Origin of the sequence: Photobacterium chitinilyticum (genome assembly GCF_004104355.1) — a bacterium.
GTDB classification, from domain to species: Bacteria; Pseudomonadota; Gammaproteobacteria; order Enterobacterales; family Vibrionaceae; genus Photobacterium; species Photobacterium chitinilyticum.
Genome location: NZ_RJLM01000005.1, coordinates 355,414 through 378,632, shown reverse-complemented (window position 1 = coordinate 378,632; position 23,219 = coordinate 355,414). Strand labels below are relative to the sequence as shown.

The following is a 23,219-nucleotide window of genomic DNA, read 5'->3' as shown; positions in this document are numbered from 1 at the left end:
TACGCGTTACATAATATGTTGTTACTACGTTAAGTGAAATAATGGATTGTAAAATGAAATTAAAGCAAGACCCCAAATGTTATACAGATGTATGTATTAACGGTAAGTGGTTTCATCACGATCACTGTACAACCACAGCCTATATGCTAAGAGGCGGTGCTTCTTGCAGCATAGAATTAGCAAAAATGCCAATAACGGAAAATGAACTCGTGGAATTACTTAATCAGGTTCTATGAATCCAAGAATCATAACACCATGTTTTTCAAAGAATTTGATAAACAGTTTTGGATGATTGCGAGTACGCGTGGTAGGTATCACCATGCTCGTTTTTGATAAAAGAAATTATTATTAGAGAGCTTTATAGCTCGAACAGCTTAAAACCCTCTGCGCTTCCAGAATTCGGCTTCGTCACGGGCATAAACATTGAAGGTTTTCTCGGCGATCACCTTACCGCGAATTTCGATTGTCATTCGCCAATTTCCAATCTTATTTGAGATTGGCTCCCAAATAGTATCGCCAAGATAAAAATCCCAGTCGTTGGTACGAACATGCAGTTCACCATCAAATGGATCCATGACTTCTCCGGAGTCGTCGGTAATATTCGGATGGTAGATACAGTAGCGGATCTTCTCGCCACGAGCTTTCTTGATATTGACGGTAAAGCCAAACTCAATATCAATTTCTACGGGAATATCAGTAGTAAAACTTTTGATTTTCGGAAGATGTTTTGATTCTGCATCCCAAGTCGTGTGAATACCATAGGTTTCAATACTGACAACAGGTTTTGTTTTAGCCATAGGAGTGGTTTCAATGGGTTCGTTCGATGTATACGGCATGATACCGTAGACTGGAATTTATTTTAACGTTAAACACTTAAAAAGAAGGCCGATTATATAACCGGCCAAAGTAACAGTGTAACAATTTTGAGGTGACGATAACTTATTTAACTTCAATCTTTGTACTGCTTGGCTGGGATGGTTCGACTTTAGGTACCTCCACCCTCAGCACGCCGTCAGTGAATGAAGCACTAATGGTTTCTTGTTTTAGGTTATGGCCAAGATAGAAGCTTCGCATCAATTTGCCTTCGTATCTTTCCTTTCTTATCACCTTATCGCCTTCCTTTTGCTCTTCGTCTCGCGATGTTGTCGCCTCGATTGTGAGGTTGCCACTATTTATTTGAACGGAGATGTCTTCCTTTCGGACTCCGGGTAAATCGGCTGTGATCTCAAAGCTTTCATCTTTCTCAACTATGTCAATTCTTGGAGAGAATGATTCCACATCAAATTTATGTCTTAGGGTAGGTAAAGCGTGATCAAACATTTGATTGAAATCGAACCATGAATCGCGTGGAACTAAGCTCATAATTGCCTCCTGTTAGTCATATTTAGTGTAGTCAACTCTGCAGGTTCTTCCGGTGAAAGTCCTGGCCGGATTGATATAAGTCAAACCTTGTCTTATGCAAAATATTGCGAATCAGTGAGATGAGTTGTTTTTCGACTGAAAGCGTTGCGTTGCACTACAGTTATTGGGTAGTTGGTGCATACGCAGATGGAGAAGAATAATGAGTGCGCATCTCAGTGGTACAGTGAAGCCTATAGTTGTTGCTATCGGTCTGTTGACAACTATTTCATCCTTCGCTGCTAATACATTAATTAGCTCTAAAACTGACCAACCCGTTGAGTTAGATGGTGTGGAAGAAAGTGTCTGGCTGAAGGCGGCTCCCTTGACTCTGGTTCTAGACAACACGCCTTATGAGCCGGCCCAATATGAAGGAATTCGTGAAACGAATTATTCGATTCAATCGCTTTATGATGATGAGTTCGTCTATTTCTTTGTTCAGTGGGATGATCCTACTAAAAGCCTTGATCGGTTCCCATGGGAGAAGCAGCAAGATAATACATGGAAGCGGTTAATGAACAAAGATAAGACGGGGCATGAGAATACTTACTATGAGGATAAAGCCAGTATTTATTGGAACATAAACGCCAGAGGGTTTGAGAAAAAAGGGTGTGCTATCGCCTGTCACATGGCAGATGCAGGAGGTGTCGTTGCTGATGTCCAACAGACGTCTCCGGGTAGGAAGTTTACCCCTAGGCAAGGAGAAACGATTGATATGTGGCACTGGAAAGCGGTTCGTACCGGCTTGACCGGACAGTTCGATGATCAGTTCGTTGATGCGACTATTGATCCTGTGGTCAATAAAAACTGGGGAAGAAAAAGCGATCATAAAACAGGTGGTGGATACAAGGACAATATAACGGATGATCAGCTTGCACCTGCGATGGGAACGAAGATGTGGAATGATACCGACAGTTATGCAATAGGCCCTGATGACCAAGTGCTATTTTTTGATACCTTTAAGCCCGGTCATCGTTTGGCATCGATTTTAGTTAGTCCATTTACTGGATCTCGCGGTGATATCAGTGCAAAAGCCGTATGGGAAGAGGGCAAATGGATGCTGGAGTTTAAACGTAAGCGTGTAACTACTGGTGAGAAGGCCAACGAACAAGATGTCCAGTTTTCTGATCCGTCAAAAACTTATTATTTTGGCGTGTCAGTTTTCGATAATTCACAAATAAATCACCTGTTCAGCCATCGAGTTTTAAAAATGAAGTTTGAACAGTAGGTTATTAAGCTCCGGCAGATTGCCGGAGCTTGATTGGTTGCTTTTGCAGTAACTGCACTCACATGGCTCTCGTAGTTATAGCTTGTCCGCTTCAACTGTCTTAATGGTGCTCCAGTTGGTATTGGCAGTATTGATATAACCAGGAATATCCTCTAGCCAACGCTTTTGTACACTCTTGTCCAAGTTCAGGTATAGCTTGTTGTTGACAACTTTCCATGCATTCGGGTCTGTTTCAAACTTCTTGCCCATCGCAACACCAAAAGCACAGTAGCCACCGTATTGCGGTGCATATTTTTCGGGATCAGCTTTGAAAGCATCACGGTTGCCTGCAGTACTGAAGTGGTAGATTGCATTTTTGTGGGCAGCGGAGAATGCTTGGTCGCCTTTGACCGCTTTGCTATCGGTGAAATAGGCGACAGGATCATACCCTTTAATCGCGACATCGTTGCTATCGGTACTTATGTCGATGTCGGCACTGAATGCAGCTGTGGAAAGGCTCATAACAGCCGTAACCGCGACGAGGCGCAGGAATTTGATGAACATGTTCATGGTGAATCTCCGTTTTCGAATTATTGGTTGGCAATAACTATAATCTATACCTAAGTTCCGAACTTTTGAGATACTATGGTTCAGTTTTTTATACCAATCGTACGGAGATGAGCATGGATCCGCTATCAGAGGTACTGAACAGGTTTTCAGTATCAGCCGGTGTGTTTTATTCGGGACAGCTATGTGGGGTGTCGCAGTTTGAGCAAGCTCAAGATGCTGTAGGCCATTTACACCTGCTTAAGGCTGGAAGGCTCACTGTCGTTAAAAACGGTAGTGAGAAAATTCAGTTAACTGAACCTAGCTTGCTACTGTTCCCGCAACCTATTCCTCACCGTTTGTTAGCTGATCAAGACGATCGGGCTGAAGTGGTTTGCGCAGAAATTAGCTATGGGGCAGGGAGACATAACCCGATAGCCAACACGCTGCCAGAAATGGTGCTGCTTCCATTAGCCCGTTGTCCGGGGTTAATCGAGGTTGTGAGTAGCTTGTTTGAAGAGGTACATAGCTGTAAGAACGGGAGAACATTGGTGATGGATAGATTAACCGAAGTATTGGTAGTGATGCTGGTGCGCGAGTTGGTCTCACAAGGGGTCGTTAAGCAAGGGATGTTGGCAGGAATGAGCCACCCTAAACTTGCGCCAGTGTTGTTATCAATTCACCGTAATCCCGGATTGTCAGATTCTATTACTGAACTGGCTCAGCAGGGGGCAATGTCCCGTACGACCTTCATTGAAACTTTTCGCAGGGTATTGGGGGTTCCGCCCGGAGACTATATTCTTGGATGGAAGATTAGCGTTGCACAAAGCTTGCTAAAAAAAGGGTTGCCAATTAGCCATGTTGCCGACGAGGTTGGCTATAGCAATACGTCCGGCTTTGCTCGGGCGTTTCGAAAGAAAACGGGGTTGTCCCCTAAGGAGTGGCAGGTGTCTTTTTCTGACGAAGATGCTTGATGATATGTCTGAAGTGGCCATTAGAAACTGAAGCCAGAAGTTAAAATGAGACGTTGGACAGGGGAGTCGAACTGGTTCGATTGTATCTGGTCGACTCCCGTGCTTATTGAGTGACGATGTCACGTTATTGCTCTGTGTCATTGTCTGAAGAGGAACCTCGGGCAATATTCTCCTGCTTGTTTTTGTCACGTAGTTCTTGGTCATCTGTTTGTTTCTCTACCAGATTGTCATCTGTTGTGTCTGGCTTCTGAGAAAAGATGTTTTTTAGCCAATCGAGCATAGTCCAACCTTAGTGTTGTTTGTGCAGTGTTTAACACCCTATAAGCTTAGTCGTTTACTATTTTCTTACCGTGTATTGTGCAACGACGATGACTGGTTGATTTTAAGGCGAGCTGCTCTATGATGCGGTGACAAGGATTTAGTTTGGCATAACAAGATTAAGAGCTGAGTGAAATGGACTACTTACAACGGTTAACCCCAGTGATTCGCTATTTGGAACAGCATTACGCAGAATCTGTGAATCTGCAGCAGGTTGCCGCGATAGCAAACCTTTCTCCTCATCATTTTCATCGAATCTTTAAGGCTGTAACAGGGGAGACTCTGGCAAACCATATCAAACGACTGAAATTGCAGAATGCGGCCCAGCATTTGTTTTTTAAGAAAAGCAGCGTTACAGAAGTCGCTCTTGACCATGGATTTTCTAGCTCACAAAGTCTGGCAAAAGCGTTTCGGCTTTATTTTGGTGTGACACCTACCGAGATCCGAAACTGCAGTACGCTTGAGGAATACTCGCAGTTGCTGAGAAATAGCAAGATTGGACACACTCTTCGCAAGATTAGACACGAAACATCTCACTCGGAAGATTATAGTGTTGGATATCAACCACAAAGGAGTGAGAACATGAAAACTGAATTACTAGAAGAGCGTTGGTTAGCGTATGTCCGTGTCACCGGACCTTATGGCGAGAATTATGAGCCAGCTTTAGGGAAGTTGTATCAATGGGCTGGAGCCAAAGGGGTGCAAGACGGTCTGTGTCTGCTTATTTACCATGATAATCCGGAAGCGACGCCTGCGGATAAATGCCGTACAGATATTTGCTTGACTGTGCCGGAAGGGACAGAAGGCGGACAAGGTATTGAAGTGAAGAAACTGCCGGCAGGTAGCTATGCATCAATTCGCGAAACGGTGAATGAAAAGAGTCAGTATGGTACGTTTTGGGAAAGTCTTATGGAAGAGATTGTTGCGTCTGGTCTGGAAGTGGATGACAGGGCATGCTTTGAACTGTACCACAGTTATGATCTAAACACTGGTGTTGCTGATGTCAGCTTCTGCGAGCCGATTAAAGTATAATTAGCAATACAGAACAGCAGAGAAAGCGTGAGCTTTCTCTGTTGCCATTCCTCCTTTAGTTAACTATCCATTCAAAGAGCAAATCAAGAGTACGCACTTGTTCGTATTTGTTGGAGCTGGTTGTTGTGTAATTGATGATAATTGTGAATGATAAGGCATCTTTAAATATACTATCGTCACGCATGGTTATTGGGTACGAAGTGTTCCGCCGCTTGCAGCTAGAGAATATTTAAATCCTTTTACACGCTGCTCGTGTTGTCGGGGAACAGGTTGTGGAGCTTTGTGAAGATAGCCTAATGATATGTTGCTCTTACAATAAAACTTGTTATTATCCTGCATATAGTCGGGGGGCCATAAGGCTGAGATCGCATTTTGCGAGACCCGTTGAACCTGATTCAGCTAACACTGGCGTAGGGAACTATCAGTCTTGCTATTGGTGATTTGACTTTCACTCTTCTTAAATCTTTGGCTCGATATAGTTTCTGTGCGTCAGCACTAGGAGCTTTAATGCCAAATCTTACCGCAATTGAAAATACAGAATGTATTAACACACGTATCCAACCTATTGTTACAGCCCTAGATGCAGTACGGCAGCAAAAGCCACTGGTGGTGAATATCACAAACTATGTCGTGATGAATAATACGGCCAACGCTTTGCTGGCTATTGGCGCGTCTCCAATCATGGCGCATTCGCGTGAAGAAATGATGGAAATGATGTCTTTTTCTGGTGCTTTGGTGATTAATATTGGCACTTTGGATAGCGTGTGGGCACCTCGTATGGTGTTTGCCGTAGAACAGGCGAATATCAATAACAAGTTTGTTGTGCTTGATCCGGTTGGATGCGGCGCAAGTACGTTGCGAACGGAAATTTCACGTCAAATTGCCCAAGCAGCCAATAAATTAATCATCCGAGGTAATGCTTCTGAAATTATTGCTTTAGCCGGAAAAAAAGGACAGAACAAAGGCGTTGATGCGCTTGATGATAGTGAAGCTGCAGTTAGTGCAGCGCTATATTTAGTTGAAGCTTATCAGTGCAGTGTGGTCATTTCTGGAGCTACAGACTTTGTTGTGACTTCAAAAGGACAAACCCAGTTGCGTAATGGACACTCAATGATGCCATATGTAACGGGGATGGGATGTACTTTGTCAGCCATCACAGGGGCTTTTGCCGCTGTAGGCGAAGAGACAGGGTTAGCGGCTACGGCGATTTTAGGTGTGGCTGGTGAAATCGCAGCAGAGCAGTCGAAAGGTCCCGGTAGTTTACAGCTTAACCTTTTGGATGCCTTGTACCAGTTGGATGAAGAAACTCTCATTCAACGGATGAAACTATCGTAAAGAGAGCGAATCATGACATATGCGGTTATCTTTGACATGGATGGGTTACTGATCGAATCAGAGCCTTTATGGAAGGAAGCTGAAAGGCAGGTTTTTTCATCCGTGGGGGTGCAAGTTACAGATAGTTTAGCCGAGCAGACAGCGGCTATGACGACTCGTGCGGTGACTGAGTTTTGGTTTTCGCGAAATCCATGGGTAGGGAAGAGCTTGGATGAGGTTGAAGATGCAGAGGCAAGGCGCTGTGTTTCTCATTCGGGTTTAATTGCGGCAAAGCGTGCAAACATTCAAGCTGTCGCTGTGCCTCACCCTGATGAGTATCATAATGAGAAATTTACTGTTGCTGACTTGAAGCTTAAAAGCCTTAGTGACTTTAACGATGAGCATCTAATGCAACTATTGAGATAATCCCTGATTACTAGATAGCAATAACAGCATCGTTGCCAATGATATTAGCAATCGCAGGTTTAAACGTTATTGATAATATAGCTTTGTCAGTAAAAAAGAAGCCGGAGACATAACCCCGGCTTCTATATAGATCTCGCGTAATTGCTTACTTAGTTAAGTAGGTATAGATAAACTCAGTAATACCGACCATGTCGGTGATCTTGATGTATTCTTCTGTGGTGTGAACTTTCGCCATACCTGTTGAAAGGTTAACCGTCTTAAGGCCTTTACCATTGAAGATATTGGCATCACTACCGCCACCGGTTGACTGTGTTTTCGGCTCAACCCCATTTGCTGTGAATGCTGCTTTGATAGCGGCAATATGCGGGTCATTGTCGTCAATACGGTAGGCGTTGTATGCACGTGTAGATTCGATGCTAATTTCGGCACCGTGCTTTTCGGCTGATGCGTTAAACGTGCTCACCATATGTTCAACTTGGGCTGCAAGTTTGTCATCATCCAGAGAGCGGGCTTCAGCTTCCAGGTATAGTTCAGGCATGACAATGTTCGTCGCCTGACCGCCTTTGACTACGCCAATGTTAGCTGTGGTTTCGCTGTCGATACGGGACAGTTTCATCTGACAGATAGCGTCGGCGGCAACGGTAAGTGCATTGATGCCTTCTTCCGGTGCCAAGCCAGCATGTGCAGGCTTGCCTGTGATGTTGATCTTAAGGTTTTGCTGGCCAGGCGCTACTGTAATAATGGTGCCAATAGCGCCGCCTGAATCAAGTACAATAGCCTGCTCTGATTCGACGAAAGACATGTCGAAGTTTTTCGAACCGTGCAAACCACCTTCTTCGTATACCGTAAAGGCAAGTTCGATAGTTTTGTGTGGAACGTCTTGAGCCTGAATGCAGCGAACGGCTTCCATGATGGCAGCAATACCAGACTTGTCATCACCACCAAGAATAGTGTCACCTTTCGAGCTGATCACACCGTCAACAATTACCGGCTCGATATCATTACCCGGTGTAACGGTATCCATGTGGCAGCTTAGCAATATGCTTCCATCGAGTTTTCCCGGAAGTTTTGCGTAGATGTTGAAGCCATTAGAAATATCAGCGGGCACAGGAAGTTTGCTAACCTGGAAACCGATTTGACCTAGCTGTTCTGCAAGGGTCTCGGAAATGGCTTTTTCATTTCGTGATTCACTGTTGATCTTCACAAGATCAATGAAGTGTTGGATCAATCTATCTTGGTTGATTGTTGTCATCAGAGTCTTTCCTATCGGAACGAAGAAAGACTACTTTAAACAAAATGGACAAAATTTTTGGTAGGTAGATCAATAATATTACAGATTTTCCCGTTGAGTAAGGATTTCTGTTGGAGAGAAATAGCGTCAGCGTCTATGAGGCTCGATATTTATACAGTCTTTTGTCATCGAAAGGCTCATTTGATCTAACATATCGAGTACAAGGAGAGATAAACAAGGCTTTATAGCAAATTAACAACTACGATTAGCAACAACGGTCGGTATGACGTTGAGCGATATGCGGTCATGGAGTTCTTGTTATGAAGAAAGCCAGTTTTGAAGATTTAACTCGGGCGCATGACCCTGCTGTTATTAGGAAACGCTTGCAGCAGGCGCCAAAGCCTCAAAATATATCCGATGCGGTACTCGGGGGCATTGATGGCTGCGTTACGACATTTGCTGTCGTTTCAGCTGCGGTTGGTGCCGGTTTTCCTCCGTCGGTAGCGTTGATATTGGGGTTCGCGAATCTTATTGCCGATGGTTTTAGCATGGCTGTCAGTACGTATGAGTCAAATAAAGCCAAGCAGGAATATGCCCAAAGTCTCCGTGACATGGAAGAAGAGCACATTGATATTATCCCTGAAGGAGAACGAGAAGAGATACGTCAGATCTTTGCGAACAAAGGTTTCAAAGACGATGTTCTCGAAAAAATTGTCAGCATCATTTGTGAGGATCGTAAGCTTTGGGTCGACACAATGCTGATTGAGGAGCATGGTATTCATCATCAGGCCGATCCGAATCCTTTCGGGGCCGCATGGGCAACGTTTGTTGCATTTATTCTTATTGGTACGATGCCTCTATTACCATTTTTAGCAACGTCATTGCCGATGAACCAGCAGTTTGCCATCAGTACGGTTCTGGCGGCGATTATGTTCTTTCTTATCGGTATGCTTAAAAGCCTGCTGTTTGATCAACCCTATATTTTTTCTGGCATACGTACGTTATTGAATGGGGGAACAGCCGCAGCTTTGGCTTTCTTTACCGGGTATCTGCTACGTGAGGTATTTGGTGTTGCTGGCATATAGTCTTTGTTTTTCTATCTATAACCCGAAAGATTTGATACAACACCTGCTCGTGTAAAACTAAGCAATTTAGGTTATTGATGCAATTATTTAAACAAGATGCTGTGGAATGGTTATCCACGCTGCCAGACGGAAGCGTTGACTTATTGATTACCGATCCACCGTATGAGTCGTTGGAGAAACACCGTGCCGTAGGAACAACGACGCGTTTAAAAAAGAGCAAAGGGTCAAGCAACCAATGGTTTTCAATTTTCCCCAATCAAAGGTTTGAAGCCTTTTTTGAGCAGGTATATAGAGTCCTAAAGAAAAATAGTCATTTCTATCTGTTCTGTGATCAGGAAACCATGTTTTACATCAAACCAATAGCGGAGCAGGTGGGCTTTAAGTTTTGGAAGCCAATTGTCTGGGATAAAGTCGCAATAGGGATGGGTTACCATTACAGGGCGAGATATGAGTTTATTTTGTTCTTTGAGAAGGGAAAGAGGAAGCTCAATAACCTTGGTATTCCTGATGTTTTGGAAGAAAAACGCGTATACCGAGGCTATCCGACTGAGAAGCCTGTCGCTTTGATTGAAACTTTGATTGAGCAAAGTAGTTCCGAGGGCGATATTGTCGTTGATCCATTTTTTGGTTCTGGGTCGACGATGGTAGCGGCCAGTAATTTGAACCGTGTGCCTTGTGGTAGTGATATTTCCAGCCATGCCCATGAGTACCTGATGCAGCGTATTGGCATGTCCCCTGATAGTTGTTCGCCATCTAATTATCAATCTGAAGCTCGGTTTTGATTAGATGCAGTACGGCTAAATCATGTCCTACTGCGAAGGTTAAGTTCCAGACATTAGTCAACTTTTGGACAGGTGTCGGGGCTTGATCTTCAAGCCCTATCAATACCTTCTCCGCATCAATTAACGGAAAACCGTCTATAGAGCACACATCCAGTTCTTCAGACCATGAGTTTAGTACTGCTTTTTCGTTACTGGCTTCTACCTGCGACATGTAAGTCGCACCATCGTATTCCAGAATCAGTGTGTAGACAGACATAGAGAGCCCTTGGATTATGGGCTGCAAGCCCTTAAAGGTCGGGAGTTGCAGCCACAGATTTCAATCGTCTTTAATCATTGACTGGGTGTACCAGCATGTTAAGTCCTTATCTGTGTTTACAAGGTTCACGACAATTTCGCCATGGAGTCTCCAGCCCTGTTCGAGAAGAAAGTTTATTTTATTTTCAAACTCAAACTCGTGCTTATCGCAGACTATTTTGTACTTCATACTTTTCCTCCGGCAGGTCAGACGTGAAATCAATAAGCAAGCTGAATTTGAGATGACAGCGTTGCTGGTTAGGATCTCAAGCCGATGTTCATGACAAGAATCAAACGATTGACACCTTAAATAATAGTTAGAAATAGTTTAGCTGTGTTTTCAATCCGAATGTTTACGCTGTTTGTAAGGTTAAGTTGTTCATCCAACGGCGTTGCAGGTAGCGGTGAAAGCAAAGTGCCAACTTAATGAACTCTTCGCTGAGCATTGTCAGATAAACCCAGCCAAACCCCCATTCACCGATAAATGCACCATAGGTAGTGATTGGAATACCTATCATCCACATGGCAATAAAATCCATCCTCAGACAGAACAAGTTCTCACCACCGGATCGCAAAATGCCATTAATGATGATCATATTGAGCATTTTTACCCATATGGCAAAGCTCATCACAGAGATGGCCGGTAGTGCGTATGGTCGTAAGTTCTCCGTATCCAGGCTAAGCCAATCCAGGATAATATCCCGTTGCAGAAACAGCATAAGGCCAAGTATGGCACCAAGAGCAATGACAAATTTCAGAAAGAATTTAGTCATGGTATGTGCCGTTTCAAATTCGTTGCGTCCGAGTGACTGTCCCAGCAGTACTGAGCAGGCAACCGATATACCAAAGAACATTGAATAACAGAGGGACTCAAAGGGAGCTAGCATACTGAATACCGCTAGCTCGGTGGTACCCATGTGGCCAAAGATCATCTGATAGCTCAGGGTTCCCATAGCCCAAAGCAGCGTATTTACTGAATTGGGGATAGCCAGCTTTTTGTAAGTCATCCAAAGCGTTTGGTGTTTGGGAATCGCACGGCTGGTGAATAGCCAATGCTGACGGTATCTCAAAACGGCCCATATCATCAGTACCTGGGCAAAACGTGCAATAGTCGTTGCCAGTGCAGCGCCGGCGACACCCATTGCAGGCACGCCCAGCCCGCCTTTAATCAAGATCATGTTGAGTGCAATGTTGAGTGTAATTGTGATAGCACCAAGGATCAGCGGTAACATGGCATCGCCACTCGATCGCAGGCTAGATTCTGCGGTGATAACAACATGTGTCAGGAGCAGCACAGGGAAGCTATACCAGAGGTATTCCACTCCTTGGCTAATAACCAGCATGTCATTAGTTTGCAATCGCATGATTTGTTGTGCAAATATCGTAATCACGAGTGTAACAGGTACCATAATTGCGGCACCGAATTTCAACGATTGGAGTGTGACCGTTTTGGCATGGACCCTGTCGTTGCGGCCCCAGTATTGTGATACGAGCACGCCATTTGCGGTGGCAAGTCCAGCCATAATCATAATGGCAACAAAATGCCATTTCGATGCGATGCCGACAGCGGCTGTGGCTTCCTGACCGAAACCGCTGACCATCAATACGTCAGCAAGTGCCAAAATCGCTACAAGAGCGCTTTGGACCGCTACCGGAAAAGCCAGTTTTGCCACGCGGGAAAGCAGGGTTTTAGGTAGTGATGATTGAGTTGATAAATGTGTAGTCATAAGCTTGTCCTCAAAATACGAGGCAAATATATAAGAGCATTGCAGTGAGCGACATGTTAGAAAAACCAGAAAACCTGTGCGAATCTGTCATTCCTTTACCACGACCTAAATCTACTTGGCTGGATGAGGTGTATTTGGCCGACGCTTGCAAAGAGCGTTTTTTAACCCAGTCTGATCTTCCCGAGCTGAGCGAGAATGAATTCTTCATGGCGGGTATGGCTGAATTATCCGAAGGCTATCATGTGGAACGAGTAGGGGCGTCGATACATACTCTGCTGTTTACTCTTGAAGGCCGCGGACGATTGACCACTGAAACCTCGGTCGTAGAGATAGAAGCGAATACCCTGACTATTTTGCCTGCGCATTTACCATTTCGTTTTGAGTTGGCTGATCCCAGCCAAAACTGGAAAATGGCATGGGTGTTATTGCAAAGCTCAGGGAAGTGGCAACCTTTGGTAAAAAGTGGGCAGAGAGTTGAGCCGTCGTATCTTTGCGAACAGATATGGTCAGTATTGAATTTGTATCATAGTGAGATTGGCGGCCGTTCCAGTTATCGGAAGTTATTTGCCAGTGAATTATCTAGATTGCTATTGGGTTCGGTCTCCAATGCGCCTTCAAACTCAGTACTGAGAGTGCAAAGTGTTTTCAACGAGGTTGAATCCCAGCTTCATCACCCGTGGACGGTTAAGGGGATTGCCAAGCAGAGTTATATCAGTGTCGAGCAGTTGAATCGGATTTGTAAGCAGCTCTACGGATGTTCGACGCAGCAAAAGCTTATTGCTTTTCGAATGGAAAAGGCGAAGGATTTACTTCATTACGAAACATGGTCGATAGGGATGATTGCACAGCGTTTAGGCTATCCAGATCCCTACAATTTTACCCACCGATTTCGTCAATATCATGGTTGTTCACCAAGGGAATATCGCAAGAGGGTATCGGAGAGCTAGACGGGAAACTTGGGTATAAAGGCCAGATGTGTTGATCTGACCTTCAGTATGTTATCAGTGAGTATTACTCTGCAGCTTTCACTCGAACTTTGCTTTTGGCGATTTTTGTGCCATTTAGTGCGGTAATTGCAGCAGTAGCTTCGTCAGCATCTGGCATTTCAACAAAAGCAAAACCTTTGGACTTACCTGTTTCCTGATCTAACACTAAGTTGCAAGACTCTACTACGCCGTGTGCTTCAAATAACGCTTTAAGTTCATCTTCAGTTGTTGTGCGAGCAAGGTTTCTTACTAGTAGTTTCATGGGGAGCCATTTGAAAGATTGATGAGGTTGAATTATCACAGATTAAGTTGGCTAAACCAAGAAGAGGTCGTTATGGTGTAGTTTTATGCTTATAAAATATGCGCTTTTATGAACCGCGGGAACCTCGTATGAAGTCCAAACCCTATAGTTTGCACGTTTTGAGATTTTGGATTCATTTTTAATCGAGAGTAATGGTTGAAAAACTTAAATAAAAAGCCAGTGATAAACCGACTTTTTACAAAAGTAGAGAAGAGGGCGTTATTTTCTCTTCGGCTGCTGATAGGTACGACCGGCTGCCTGATAAACGTCTTTCTGTTTGATATCGAACATATCATAGAAGAACCAAGCGACAAATTTAATCACATCATCGCCTTCATTCATGATCCATTCGGCGTACTCTTGCTCTTCGCCGTCATCGTTTTCTTGCATCGAGACATGGTAGATACGTTTTTCACCCTCGATCTCAGCAAGCTTGAACTGACCAGCTAGGGATGCTGCAACCTCGGCAATTTCTTGCTCTTCATGAGTTTTTAATGCGTCGAGTACCTGAGGTAGGTTGTCTTTTTCGCACAGTGCTTTTACTAAGGTTTCAAATTGATCTTGTTGCATTTTTCTCTGCCAATAATTTTAACTGAGTTATTGTAGCAGTGTGTGGCATGTTAGTTAAAACAGCTTTTTGATGTATTTGTTATTGAATGCGATTTCAGTGACATTGAGTTTTGTACCGAGACTCGGTTATATGGAATTTCAGCACTATGGCGATTAAATATATTAAGAACTACCGAAACTGCAGTGCCGGTAGTTCTTATGGAATCTGGTAAGCCAGTAAGTTTCTCTGCTTCTTTTGTTTATTGCGAGCACGACCCACAGCAGAAGCCGGGTTCACCGTGTTTGCCTTTCTTTTCTTTATCCTGGTTCTCTGGCTGAGCCTGTTCTGCGGTTTGTTCTTTGCCCACTTTAGTTTGCTCGTCATCTGATTTTTTGAAAAACTTCTTGAATGAAATGGTCATGCTACCGTCTCCGACTATTAATCTTTGGCTATTAAGTTGTATTTCTAATGCATGTTATTATTCCTGACTGTTTTAGTCAACTACGGAGGTGGAGATTATGATGTGATACGTCACACACTGACTGAGCAAGGTGACAGTGCCGACTTTTCAATGGTATATATTTTGACTTTGGTATGAGTTTACCTAAGGAGCGCGCTATGTCTGGGATTACCGATCTCGATGTTCTATTGCAAAATATGGAGCCTCAAATTCGTGAGGGCGAGTTTGTCTTTTGCACGGTTGAATCAAAAGACTATGAGCTTGTCGCCAGGCTGAAACCTATTGCCAGTTTCTTGGAAGACGAAGGCATGACATTGGTGTTGGATGAGCAAATTGCCAAACAGCATGGATACTCTTACGATTCCATATTTAAAGCAATAACACTGACTGTTCATTCGAGCCTTGATGCCGTTGGCCTGACTGCGGCTGTGGCGAACAAGTTAGCCGATAAGGGGATCAGTGCAAATGTGATTGCAGCGTATTATCATGACCATGTTTTTGTACAGTCGGATAAAGCAGAGCTCGCCGTTGCGGCCCTGAAAGAGTTTCATATAAGGAAAAGCAGTTAAATGGATATGCATACGATTCTACTTTTTGCCATCGCGTCATTAACACTGAATCTAATCCCCGGTCCTGATGTTATATATATCGTATCAAATACAATGAAGGGTAAGGCTTCTGCCGGTACTCAAGCGGCTTTAGGGTTGGGTGTTGGCTATATGTTCCATACCTTTGCTGCCGTGTTTGGCTTATCGGCCCTGATTTTGAGCTCGGCGTATGCATTTCTTGTGGTGAAATTCCTCGGCGCGGCTTACTTGCTGTATCTTGGGTTTTCATCGCTTAGAAACTTCGTGAAAGGGGAGTCGAAGCTGACACTGACAGAGCAGGGGAACGAACCTGCGAATGTGTTTAAGCAGGGAGTTATTGTAAGTGTATTGAACCCGAAAGTGGCAATGTTCTTTTTATCATTTTTACCCCAGTTTATTGATACGTCACTAGCTTCGTCAGCAACCTACCAGCTGTTAGTACTCGGTTTGCTATTTTGTGGTTTGGCGACCTTGTGCAATGCCTCTTATGCAATGCTCGGTACCTGGATTGTGAATAGTGCCAAAGCATCACGTTTCAGCCGTATTATTGAAGGCGTGTCAGGGCTGTTATTAATCGGACTAGCAGCCAAAATTGCATTTAGCAACAGTCGTGCGTAATGAAAAAAACTTCAGTATTTAGCTTCAAAGTTTACATTAAGTTAGTTCTTGATAATTATATTATCTAAATGTGGCGGCTATCACGGATAGCCGTTTCGCGTTTTTTTGATAGTATATATCTGATCTAGTTAACATATTGTTCATTGGTTAAATGCTAGTGAGGATAGTGAAAGTATGTTCTGGTTCTCATTTTTTTTGCTTCCTTAATTGTATTTGTGCCTATTCGGCACCCGGTATCATTATTTGTATCTACTCCCCCTTATCTACGCCGCTTAAAAGCCCTTTAGGGATGGTCTCAGGAAATTGCGATTAACTGATAATCGCAATGTACCTTATAAATATAATCAAGGAGACCATTGTGATAACAAGGAACATGAAATCTTGCCTTGCGCTGGCTGTTGCTGCGACACTTTCTGCGTGCGGTAGTTCCAGCTCTTTACCTGCGTCTGAGACATCCATTTATGCTTGTGATGCGACAACAACAGCTAAGGCTGATGATTTGCGCATTTATCAGGTGATGGTCGAGAGTTTTGTTAATGGTGATGACACCATTGGCCACGGCACAGGTTACGGTACCAGCCATCACAAAGGTGATCTGCAAGGTATTATTGACTCGTTGGACTACATTGACTCTCTGGGTGTGAATGCTATTTGGCTGACACCGATTTTTGAATCCGTTCCGATGGAAGGTCAAGATCATTGGGCCGATCGCTTGGATGCAACGGGCTATTTCACCAGTAATTATTTCGCCATTGATCCCCGTTTTGGTACGATGGAAAAAGCCCGTGAGCTCGTCAATAAAGCGCACGAAAAAGGCCTGTATGTATTCTTCGACGGTGTCTTTGGCCATCATAAAGGTAATGTTGTTCCGTCACCTGAAGGCCGATTGCCTCAGGGTGAAAACAACCCGGTGAGCTACCCGGAAAGCTTGGCCTTCTATCAAGAAGTGGCCACATATTGGATCAAAGAGTTGAAGATTGATGGCTGGCGTTTGGATCAGGCCTATCAGGTTCCTACTGATGCATGGAAAGAAATCCGTAAAAGTGTAGATAATGCTTCGAAGTCGGTGACCTACACCAATGACCAGGGTGAAACCGTTAATCCTCTGGGCTACATGGTGGCTGAAATTTGGAACAACCAAAACTATATCAATGAAACCGGCTACGGTAAGCAGGAAGATCCAGCGCTATGCTCGGCATTTGACTTCCCGGTTCGCTATCGTGTGGTTGAAACTTTCGCAGTCAATGAAAACAGTGTCGGTGGCAAAGGCGGAGAGTGGTTAGCTGAAGGTATGGATTTACACAAACTGTATCCGGATCATGCCAAGCCGAACTTGATGTTAGGCAACCATGATTTGGTCAGGTTAGGAGACTTGCTGCAACGCGGCAATATCGCTTCTCCGGAAGATGCCGAATACTGGTTGCGCCATAAAGCTGCGCTATCATTTCAGGCGGCTTATACTGGCCCAATAACCATGTATTACGGTGAAGAAATTGGCGATCAGCTTGACGGCTATGCGGACAAGAATGGTGGGGACGATTGTGCTGTCCGTGGGCTGTGCGATGACCATGTTGCCCGTACCAGTGCGAAAATTGACGGCGTGACAGTGTCACTTAGTGGGCGTCAGGCTGAGCTGCGTGACTATGTGTCTAAGCTGATGGCTATGCGAGCTAACCATCCGGCATTGTCCAGCGGTAAGAGAACGAATGTGATGGCAACTGATGCTGTTTATGTTGATCATAAGCAGGCAGAAAATGAAGCGTTGCTCTATATGGTAAGCACATCATCCAGAGCGGATATAATCCCTTTGGAAAGTGCTGATGTCGGTTCCGAAGGCGTTTTGGTGGATTTGATGTCTGGCGATCGTATCAAGATGCAAGATGGCAAATACTATATCCCCCTAACTGCTTTTGAAGCTCGTTTCCTATCTATCGAGAAACCATCTGCTGCCGGTGTGAAAGTGAAGACTGCTGCCGCAGTATCCCTTGCTGGGGAAGGATTCATGGCGCAGTGTGAGAACCCGACGGTTGAAGAAGCAGGACCGATTGGTGAAACACTGTATGTTGTTGGCGATTTTTCTGATTCAGGGTGGAAACACAAGCCGAAACGCGCTTTCCAGTACAAGGGGAGCAATGTCTATCAGGTTGTTAAGGAAGAGCAAGCTGGCGCATTTCGTATGCAGTATGCAAGTCGAGACTGGACTCCGCAGTTTACTGCTGACGGTTTAAGCCTGAAGGCTGGCGAGAAAGGCGTTCTTGCGCGTGGCGGTTACGGCAAGGATACCGCCGTTACCATTCCAGAAGCCGGGCGTTATGTATGGAGCTTAGAATTCAGTTCAGACGGTCAGCCTCAGCAAATCATGGTCTCTAAGTGTCCATAACATCACCCCGTTTATCCTGATTGGTATAAGCTGATTCATGATATTTACCCAAGGGAGCCTGATGGCTCCCTTTTTTGATAGTATTATTAGTATATTGGCTAAATATCATTGAGATAAATAGAGACAATCATGGCAAAAGAGCATGAAAACGGACATGGATACTGCATGGTGATGACTACGTTTTCTGATGAGGCTATCGGAAAGAAAATGATTCACTCGCTAATAGAGAAACGTTTGGCGGCTTGTGTGCAGGTACAGGTGATTGACAGTTACTACCACTGGAAGGGGGAAGTTAATCAAGATCAGGAAAAGCTTGTTATGATCAAGACAACCTCAACGCTTTACCCGGAGGTAGAGGCTGAGATATTGGCTAACCATGACTATGAGACGCCTGAAATAGTCCAGCTTCCTATTACGGCTGGATTGCCGGACTATTTGAACTGGATTCGATCTGAATGTAAGAGCTAGGCGTTACATGTTCGGATAATTCGGCCCGCCACCACCTTCCGGAGCCACCCAGGTAATATTTTGCGAGGGATCTTTAATGTCGCAGGTTTTGCAGTGAACACAGTTGGCTGCATTGATTTGGAATTTGGGCGTATCGCCATTGGTGACAATCTCATAAACTCCCGCAGGGCAATAACGTTGACTTGGCTCGCCATAGAGGGATTGGTGGACGGTGATTGGGAGCACCGGATCCCTGAGCTTGAGGTGGCATGGTTGGTTTTCTTCATGTTGTGTTGCCGACAAATAGACCGAAGACGGTTTATCGAAACTGAGTATGCCGTCTGGTTTGGGGTAGCTAATTGGTGGGCATTGTTCTATCGGCCGTAGGCATTCGTGATCAGCTTTCTGATCGGCGACTGTCCAGGAAACTCGATGTTTTAACCAGTTATGTTCAATAGTGGCTAGAGCACCGCCTATCAGAGTACCAAACTTATGGATTTGCGCGCCGAAGTTGCGGGATTCATACAGTTCTTTATAGAGCCATGATTCGCCAAACAAGCGTTCATAGCCCGGTATGGTTTGGTGGAAGCCTTGGTTGATTTCGCTAAAGACAGCTTCAGCTGCCAGCATTCCAGACTTCATTGCGGTATGGCTGCCCTTGATTTTGGCAAAGTTCAGTGTACCGGCATCACACCCGACTAACACCCCGCCGGGAAATTGCTGTCTAGGCAGAGAGGATAGCCCTCCCTTAGTGATAGCCCGTGCACCGTAGGCAATTCGGCTACCACCTGTTAAATAGCGGCTGAATAGCGGGTGATGCTTCATTTGCTGAAATTCATCAAACGGGCTGAGATAAGGGTTGTGATAGTTCAGGTCAACAATCAACCCAACAGCGACTTGATTGTCTTCAAGGTGATATAGGAAGCTGCCTCCGGTGGTATCTGATTGATTCAATGGCCAGCCAACGCCATGGATAACCAATCCTGGTTGGTGAAGCTCCGACGGCACCTCCCAGAGCTCTTTGATCCCCAATGCATAGTGCTGGGGCTGTTTGTTATAGTCCAGCTGGAAGTTGGCGATAAGCTGCTTGCCCAAATGGCCGCGAGCACCTTCGGCAAAAATTGTATATTTTGCTTTTAGCGCAATGCCGGGTTCGAAAGTACTTTTCTGTTCTCCGCTTTTATCTAGCCCCATGTCAGAGGTGACAATACCGGCAACGGCTCCTTGTTTGTCGTAGAGAATGTCGGCCGCAGCGAATCCCGGGAAAATCTCGACACCAGCATTTTCGGCTTGTTGTGCTAGCCAGCGACAGAAGTTGGCGAGGCTAATAACGAAGTTCCCTTCATTCAGCATCGGTTGGGGAGTGAAGTTCTCGGGTACAGTCAAATAGTTGTTTGGGTTTGTTAACAGGCAGAAATGATCTTCAGATACCGCGGTATGAAGCGGTGCATTGAGCCGCTCCCAGTCAGGGAAAAGCTCATCAAGGGCTTTGTGCTCGAAGATGGCGCCAGATAATATATGCGCACCGACTTCGGCCCCTTTCTCGACCACACAGACAGACAAAGGCTGATCTTGCTCCTGCGCCAACTGCATAATCCGACAGGCGGCAGATAGGCCAGCAGGGCCAGCACCAACGATGACAACATCGAATTCCATGCATTCTTTTTCCATGCGTACCTTCCAAACTGCCAGCTTAATCGCATTCATTACAGGTAAATATAGTCCAGTTGACGTAAACGTAAATTCAACTAGGCTCAAAGTGTACTTGGCCAAGTGCATAATTTTTGCTGACTGTTTGAAAAGGAAAGCATTGTGAAGGTACTGGTAGCAATAAAGCGAGTGATTGATCCTTACGTAAAAATCAGGGTGAAAAGTGATGGCTCCGGCGTTGAAACCAATAACGTCAAGATGTCTATGAACCCTTTTTGCGAGATTGCCGTGGAAGAGGCTGTCAGGCTTAAAGAAGCCGGAGTAGCTGATGAAGTTATCGTAGTTTCAGCCGGAGAAATAAATTGTCAGGAGCAACTCAGAACGGCACTGGCACTGGGCGCTGATCGTGCTATCCACATTGAAGCAGAAACAGGGCTTGAACCAATAACTGTTGCCAAAGCACTCCAATCAGTGATGGAGAGAGAACAACCGAGACTGGTTTTGATGGGAAAGCAATCCATCGACACGGACAATAACCAGGTCGCCCAGATGTTATCCGCGCTTACACAGCTTCCGCAAGGAACATTTGCGTCCGAAGTAATTATCAAAGGTGACGCTGTCACGGTTACCCGCGAGATAGATGGCGGTTTAGAGACGCTAAGTTTGACCTTACCGGCAATTATCAGTACAGATTTGCGCTTGAATGAACCTCGCTATGCTTCATTGCCAAATATTATGAAAGCCAAGAAAAAGCCAATGGAGCAACTGACTGTCGCAGAGCTCGGTGTTGATATTGTCCGGCATCAGGAAGTAATAGAGGTTATGCCACCGCCAGAGAGGCAGGGCGGAGTACGAGTCGCTTCGGTATCGGAGCTGGTGGACAAGCTGAAAAACGAAGCGAAGGTGATCTAATGGCTACGTTAATCATTGCAGAACATAACAACGTGTCTCTCTCGCCAGATACCCTGAAAGTGGTTAATGCAGCTATGGCACTATCACCTTCGGTGTCGGTACTGGTTGCCGGCGCCCGGTGCCGTGCCGTTGCCGATGAGGTAGGCAAGGTTACAGGCGTTGCTGAAGTATTGCTGGCTGATAATGCTGTCTATGAGCATCAACTCGCCGAGAGTCTGTCTGCCTTGATTGCCGAAGTCGCTCAGCGATATACCCATATTTTGGCACCGGCAACAACCTTCGGTAAAAATCTGCTGCCTCGCGTGGCAGCATTGCTTGATGTCGGTCAGCTATCAGATGTTATTCAGATTAAAAATGCAGATACGGTGATACGTCCAATATACGCCGGTAATGCATTGGCAGCGGTAAAGTCGAATGATCCCATCAAGGTGATCACCATCCGCTGTGCTGCATTTGAGCCGGCACAGGAACAAGATACTCAAGTAGCTTCAGTGTCTGAGCTGGATATCGTTGTTGCTAATGATATGACTCAGTTTGTTAGCAAGCAGGCTGTGGAAAGTGAGCGTCCGGAGCTGGCAGTAGCACGGGTTGTAGTATCGGGCGGGCGGGGGCTTGGAAACAGTGAAAGCTTTGCTCTGGTTGAAAAGCTGGCTGACAAGCTGGGAGGTGCTATCGGGGCATCACGTGCAGCAGTAGATGCCGGTTTTGTGTCTAATGACTTGCAAGTCGGTCAGACGGGAAAGATTGTCGCTCCAGAGCTGTATATTGCGGTGGGTATTTCCGGTGCCATACAGCACCTTGCGGGAATGAAAGACTCGAAAGTGATCGTGGCGATCAACAGTGATCCGGATGCGCCGATTTTCCAAATTGCCGATTATGGTTTAGTCGGCGACCTGTTTGAACTGCTCCCCGAGCTTATCGATTCGCTGTAATTGCTGTTTGTGGGCCCGGCTTATAGGCATGGTTTATCGGGATACTGCGTTAACCATCATTTTCGATAATTTGCCAACCGTGGTTTTTTGCCATTTCAAATAGTTGAGTTTTCTCTGCAGCCTGTTGGTTTTTTAGCCAGGTAATAAAGTGAGTGACCGCGTCACTTTGTATTTGGCTGTGGTAATAGTATTGCCACGGACCATCAATGATGGTTGCCGACTTGGGTAACTGCAGATATCCCTGTTTAAGCTCATGAACCACCAGCATGAGATCGGTGATTGTTACGCCTTGTCCAGCAAAGCAGGACGTTAACGCCATGTCCAATGTATCAAACGTCAGGCCGGAGTTGTTCATCAGGTGGGACTTTTTATTTCGTTTCAGCCATACCCGCCAGTCAGTCCGGTCAGGTGTCGGATGAAGGCGTTGATAGGTTAGCAGTGTATCAATATCTACCGGTTGGTCGGTTTTGGTCAGCAATTCTGAATAGACCGGTGCCAAGTATTCCTTTCTGAGAAAGTTCTTCTGATATGGGTTCTTTGACTCTTTCTGCATACCGTAAATCGCCACATCATAGTCATCGTCACTCAGCCTGAGCTCCTCGCTGGTATGTCCCATGGTTGATGACAGAACGATATCCAGTGTTGGGTAGTGTTCCTTAAAGGAATGTAAACGAGGGATCAACCAGCGTACCGCAAAACTCATTGCCACCTTGACTCGAAGGGGCTCGTTTTCTTTTCCTTTAAGTTGCTGAATTGAACTGTTCAGCTCACTGTATTGCCGGGTAAGCAGCAGCGCAATTTCCTTTCCTTCGTCTGTCAGGGAGAGTGCACGATGACGACGAATAAATAGTGAAAAACCAAAGTGTTCTTCTAATTGTCGTATTTGACGGCTGACAGCACTCTGAGTCACATTTAACTCAGAGGCGGCGAGTGTAAAACTAAGGTGTCTGGCTGCTGCTTCAAATACCCTTAGTCCATTTAAAGAAGGGGGAAGCAGGGTATGTCTTTTCTTCATCAGTAGGCAAGTCTTTGCATGAGTTTTATGCATGCTAAAGTGCCATA

The 23,219-nt window shown here is 45.1% G+C and carries 28 protein-coding genes and 1 riboswitch; of the genes, 15 read left to right on the top strand and 13 right to left on the bottom strand.

Features of this window, described 5'->3' with window-relative positions; all coding sequences use genetic code 11:
- The first annotated feature begins 53 nt into the window (after positions 1-53).
- Positions 54-236, top strand: coding sequence for a hypothetical protein (locus EDI28_RS27355; protein ID WP_128784658.1), 183 nt, complete (start codon positions 54-56; stop codon positions 234-236).
- Between the two features lie 138 nt (positions 237-374).
- Here EDI28_RS27355 and EDI28_RS14825 read toward each other — a convergent pair whose 3' ends face one another.
- Both EDI28_RS14825 and EDI28_RS14820 read right to left on the bottom strand, forming a co-directional pair.
- On the bottom strand, positions 375-797 hold the full coding sequence (locus EDI28_RS14825; protein WP_128784657.1) for a DUF3859 domain-containing protein: 423 nt from the start codon (positions 795-797) through the stop codon (positions 375-377).
- Positions 798-939: 142 nt separating this feature from the next.
- Positions 940-1,362: an Hsp20/alpha crystallin family protein gene (locus EDI28_RS14820; protein ID WP_128784656.1), complete on the bottom strand. Its 423-nt coding sequence runs from the start codon at positions 1,360-1,362 to the stop codon at positions 940-942.
- 199 nt (positions 1,363-1,561) lie between these two features.
- Here EDI28_RS14820 and EDI28_RS14815 point away from each other — a divergent pair, with 199 nt between their 5' ends.
- Complete coding sequence (locus EDI28_RS14815) at positions 1,562-2,626, top strand: ethylbenzene dehydrogenase-related protein (RefSeq protein ID WP_128784655.1); 1,065 nt, start codon at positions 1,562-1,564, stop codon at positions 2,624-2,626.
- 75 nt (positions 2,627-2,701) lie between these two features.
- On the opposite strand, the gene EDI28_RS14810 is transcribed toward EDI28_RS14815, so the two are convergent.
- Positions 2,702-3,127, bottom strand: a complete 426-nt coding sequence (locus tag EDI28_RS14810; RefSeq protein ID WP_438942803.1) for a YHS domain-containing (seleno)protein — start codon at positions 3,125-3,127, stop codon at positions 2,702-2,704.
- 161 nt (positions 3,128-3,288) lie between these two features.
- Between EDI28_RS14810 and EDI28_RS14805 the strand changes: the two genes are divergently transcribed.
- On the top strand, positions 3,289-4,125 hold the full coding sequence (locus EDI28_RS14805; RefSeq protein ID WP_164918569.1) for an AraC family transcriptional regulator: 837 nt from the start codon (positions 3,289-3,291) through the stop codon (positions 4,123-4,125).
- A gap of 124 nt (positions 4,126-4,249) precedes the next feature.
- Here the strand turns inward: EDI28_RS14805 and EDI28_RS27010 are convergent, their stop codons facing one another.
- A complete protein-coding gene (locus tag EDI28_RS27010; RefSeq protein ID WP_164918568.1) occupies positions 4,250-4,405 on the bottom strand; it encodes a hypothetical protein in 156 nt (51 codons plus the stop codon).
- A gap of 173 nt (positions 4,406-4,578) precedes the next feature.
- Here EDI28_RS27010 and EDI28_RS14800 point away from each other — a divergent pair, with 173 nt between their 5' ends.
- From EDI28_RS14800 to EDI28_RS14790, 3 genes are all read left to right on the top strand, one after another.
- Positions 4,579-5,475, top strand: a complete 897-nt coding sequence (locus EDI28_RS14800; RefSeq protein WP_128784652.1) for an AraC family transcriptional regulator — start codon at positions 4,579-4,581, stop codon at positions 5,473-5,475.
- A 334-nt stretch (positions 5,476-5,809) separates the two neighbouring features.
- A riboswitch (TPP riboswitch) is annotated at positions 5,810-5,909 on the top strand.
- Between the two features lie 73 nt (positions 5,910-5,982).
- On the top strand, positions 5,983-6,810 hold the full coding sequence (thiM, locus tag EDI28_RS14795; RefSeq protein WP_128784651.1) for a hydroxyethylthiazole kinase: 828 nt from the start codon (positions 5,983-5,985) through the stop codon (positions 6,808-6,810).
- A 12-nt stretch (positions 6,811-6,822) separates the two neighbouring features.
- Positions 6,823-7,215 carry an HAD family hydrolase gene (locus EDI28_RS14790; protein WP_128784650.1) on the top strand — a complete coding sequence of 131 codons (393 nt, stop codon included), beginning with the start codon at positions 6,823-6,825 and terminating at the stop codon, positions 7,213-7,215.
- Positions 7,216-7,360: 145 nt separating this feature from the next.
- On the opposite strand, the gene EDI28_RS14785 is transcribed toward EDI28_RS14790, so the two are convergent.
- On the bottom strand, positions 7,361-8,467 hold the full coding sequence (locus tag EDI28_RS14785) for a M20/M25/M40 family metallo-hydrolase (protein WP_128784649.1): 1,107 nt from the start codon (positions 8,465-8,467) through the stop codon (positions 7,361-7,363).
- 299 nt (positions 8,468-8,766) lie between these two features.
- Between EDI28_RS14785 and EDI28_RS14780 the strand changes: the two genes are divergently transcribed.
- Together EDI28_RS14780 and EDI28_RS14775 are read left to right on the top strand one after the other, a co-directional pair.
- Positions 8,767-9,531, top strand: coding sequence for a VIT1/CCC1 transporter family protein (locus EDI28_RS14780; protein WP_128784648.1), 765 nt, complete (start codon positions 8,767-8,769; stop codon positions 9,529-9,531).
- A 77-nt stretch (positions 9,532-9,608) separates the two neighbouring features.
- Positions 9,609-10,313, top strand: a complete 705-nt coding sequence (locus EDI28_RS14775) for a DNA-methyltransferase (RefSeq protein WP_128784647.1) — start codon at positions 9,609-9,611, stop codon at positions 10,311-10,313.
- On the opposite strand, the gene EDI28_RS14770 is transcribed toward EDI28_RS14775, so the two are convergent.
- The 3 genes from EDI28_RS14770 to EDI28_RS14760 all read right to left on the bottom strand — a co-directional run bounded on the left by EDI28_RS14770 (position 10,285) and on the right by EDI28_RS14760 (position 12,334).
- Positions 10,285-10,569 carry a hypothetical protein gene (locus EDI28_RS14770; RefSeq protein WP_128784646.1) on the bottom strand — a complete coding sequence of 95 codons (285 nt, stop codon included), beginning with the start codon at positions 10,567-10,569 and terminating at the stop codon, positions 10,285-10,287. The genes EDI28_RS14775 and EDI28_RS14770 overlap by 29 nt on opposite strands.
- Before the next feature lie 60 nt (positions 10,570-10,629).
- Positions 10,630-10,797 (bottom strand): DUF1737 domain-containing protein, encoded by a 168-nt coding sequence (locus EDI28_RS27660; protein WP_128784645.1) that lies wholly within the window; start codon positions 10,795-10,797, stop codon positions 10,630-10,632.
- Positions 10,798-10,960: 163 nt separating this feature from the next.
- Positions 10,961-12,334: an MATE family efflux transporter gene (locus EDI28_RS14760; RefSeq protein ID WP_128784644.1), complete on the bottom strand. Its 1,374-nt coding sequence runs from the start codon at positions 12,332-12,334 to the stop codon at positions 10,961-10,963.
- Between the two features lie 53 nt (positions 12,335-12,387).
- Here EDI28_RS14760 and EDI28_RS14755 point away from each other — a divergent pair, with 53 nt between their 5' ends.
- Positions 12,388-13,281 (top strand): AraC family transcriptional regulator, encoded by an 894-nt coding sequence (locus EDI28_RS14755; RefSeq protein ID WP_128784741.1) that lies wholly within the window; start codon positions 12,388-12,390, stop codon positions 13,279-13,281.
- A 64-nt stretch (positions 13,282-13,345) separates the two neighbouring features.
- Here the strand turns inward: EDI28_RS14755 and EDI28_RS14750 are convergent, their stop codons facing one another.
- The 3 genes from EDI28_RS14750 to EDI28_RS14740 all read right to left on the bottom strand — a co-directional run bounded on the left by EDI28_RS14750 (position 13,346) and on the right by EDI28_RS14740 (position 14,592).
- Complete coding sequence (locus tag EDI28_RS14750; protein WP_128784643.1) at positions 13,346-13,582, bottom strand: RNA recognition motif domain-containing protein; 237 nt, start codon at positions 13,580-13,582, stop codon at positions 13,346-13,348.
- 258 nt (positions 13,583-13,840) lie between these two features.
- Positions 13,841-14,191, bottom strand: a complete 351-nt coding sequence (locus EDI28_RS14745; protein ID WP_128784642.1) for a hypothetical protein — start codon at positions 14,189-14,191, stop codon at positions 13,841-13,843.
- A gap of 239 nt (positions 14,192-14,430) precedes the next feature.
- Positions 14,431-14,592: a CCGSCS motif protein gene (locus EDI28_RS14740; RefSeq protein WP_128784641.1), complete on the bottom strand. Its 162-nt coding sequence runs from the start codon at positions 14,590-14,592 to the stop codon at positions 14,431-14,433.
- A gap of 197 nt (positions 14,593-14,789) precedes the next feature.
- On the opposite strand from EDI28_RS14740, the gene EDI28_RS14735 reads away from it, so the two are divergent.
- The 4 genes from EDI28_RS14735 to cutA all read left to right on the top strand — a co-directional run bounded on the left by EDI28_RS14735 (position 14,790) and on the right by cutA (position 18,684).
- The gene (locus EDI28_RS14735) at positions 14,790-15,200 is read left to right on the top strand and encodes an ACT domain-containing protein (RefSeq protein WP_128784640.1); all 411 of its coding nucleotides are present in this window, start codon (positions 14,790-14,792) and stop codon (positions 15,198-15,200) included.
- Positions 15,201-15,836, top strand: a complete 636-nt coding sequence (locus tag EDI28_RS14730) for a LysE family translocator (protein WP_128784639.1) — start codon at positions 15,201-15,203, stop codon at positions 15,834-15,836.
- Positions 15,837-16,209: 373 nt separating this feature from the next.
- Positions 16,210-18,216, top strand: a complete 2,007-nt coding sequence (locus EDI28_RS14725; protein WP_199287441.1) for an alpha-amylase family glycosyl hydrolase — start codon at positions 16,210-16,212, stop codon at positions 18,214-18,216.
- 129 nt (positions 18,217-18,345) lie between these two features.
- Positions 18,346-18,684 (top strand): divalent-cation tolerance protein CutA, encoded by a 339-nt coding sequence (cutA, locus tag EDI28_RS14720; RefSeq protein WP_128784637.1) that lies wholly within the window; start codon positions 18,346-18,348, stop codon positions 18,682-18,684.
- 3 nt (positions 18,685-18,687) lie between these two features.
- Here cutA and EDI28_RS14715 read toward each other — a convergent pair whose 3' ends face one another.
- Entirely contained in the window at positions 18,688-20,334 is a 1,647-nt protein-coding gene (locus EDI28_RS14715; RefSeq protein ID WP_128784636.1) for an electron transfer flavoprotein-ubiquinone oxidoreductase, read from the bottom strand.
- 141 nt (positions 20,335-20,475) lie between these two features.
- On the opposite strand from EDI28_RS14715, the gene EDI28_RS14710 reads away from it, so the two are divergent.
- Together EDI28_RS14710 and EDI28_RS14705 are read left to right on the top strand one after the other, a co-directional pair.
- Positions 20,476-21,225: an electron transfer flavoprotein subunit beta/FixA family protein gene (locus EDI28_RS14710; RefSeq protein WP_128784635.1), complete on the top strand. Its 750-nt coding sequence runs from the start codon at positions 20,476-20,478 to the stop codon at positions 21,223-21,225.
- On the top strand, positions 21,225-22,157 hold the full coding sequence (locus tag EDI28_RS14705; RefSeq protein ID WP_128784634.1) for an electron transfer flavoprotein subunit alpha/FixB family protein: 933 nt from the start codon (positions 21,225-21,227) through the stop codon (positions 22,155-22,157). The genes EDI28_RS14710 and EDI28_RS14705 overlap by 1 nt, the downstream gene beginning before the upstream one ends.
- A gap of 49 nt (positions 22,158-22,206) precedes the next feature.
- On the opposite strand, the gene EDI28_RS14700 is transcribed toward EDI28_RS14705, so the two are convergent.
- A complete protein-coding gene (locus EDI28_RS14700; RefSeq protein ID WP_128784633.1) occupies positions 22,207-23,172 on the bottom strand; it encodes a LysR family transcriptional regulator in 966 nt (321 codons plus the stop codon).
- Positions 23,173-23,219: the final 47 nt, after the last annotated feature.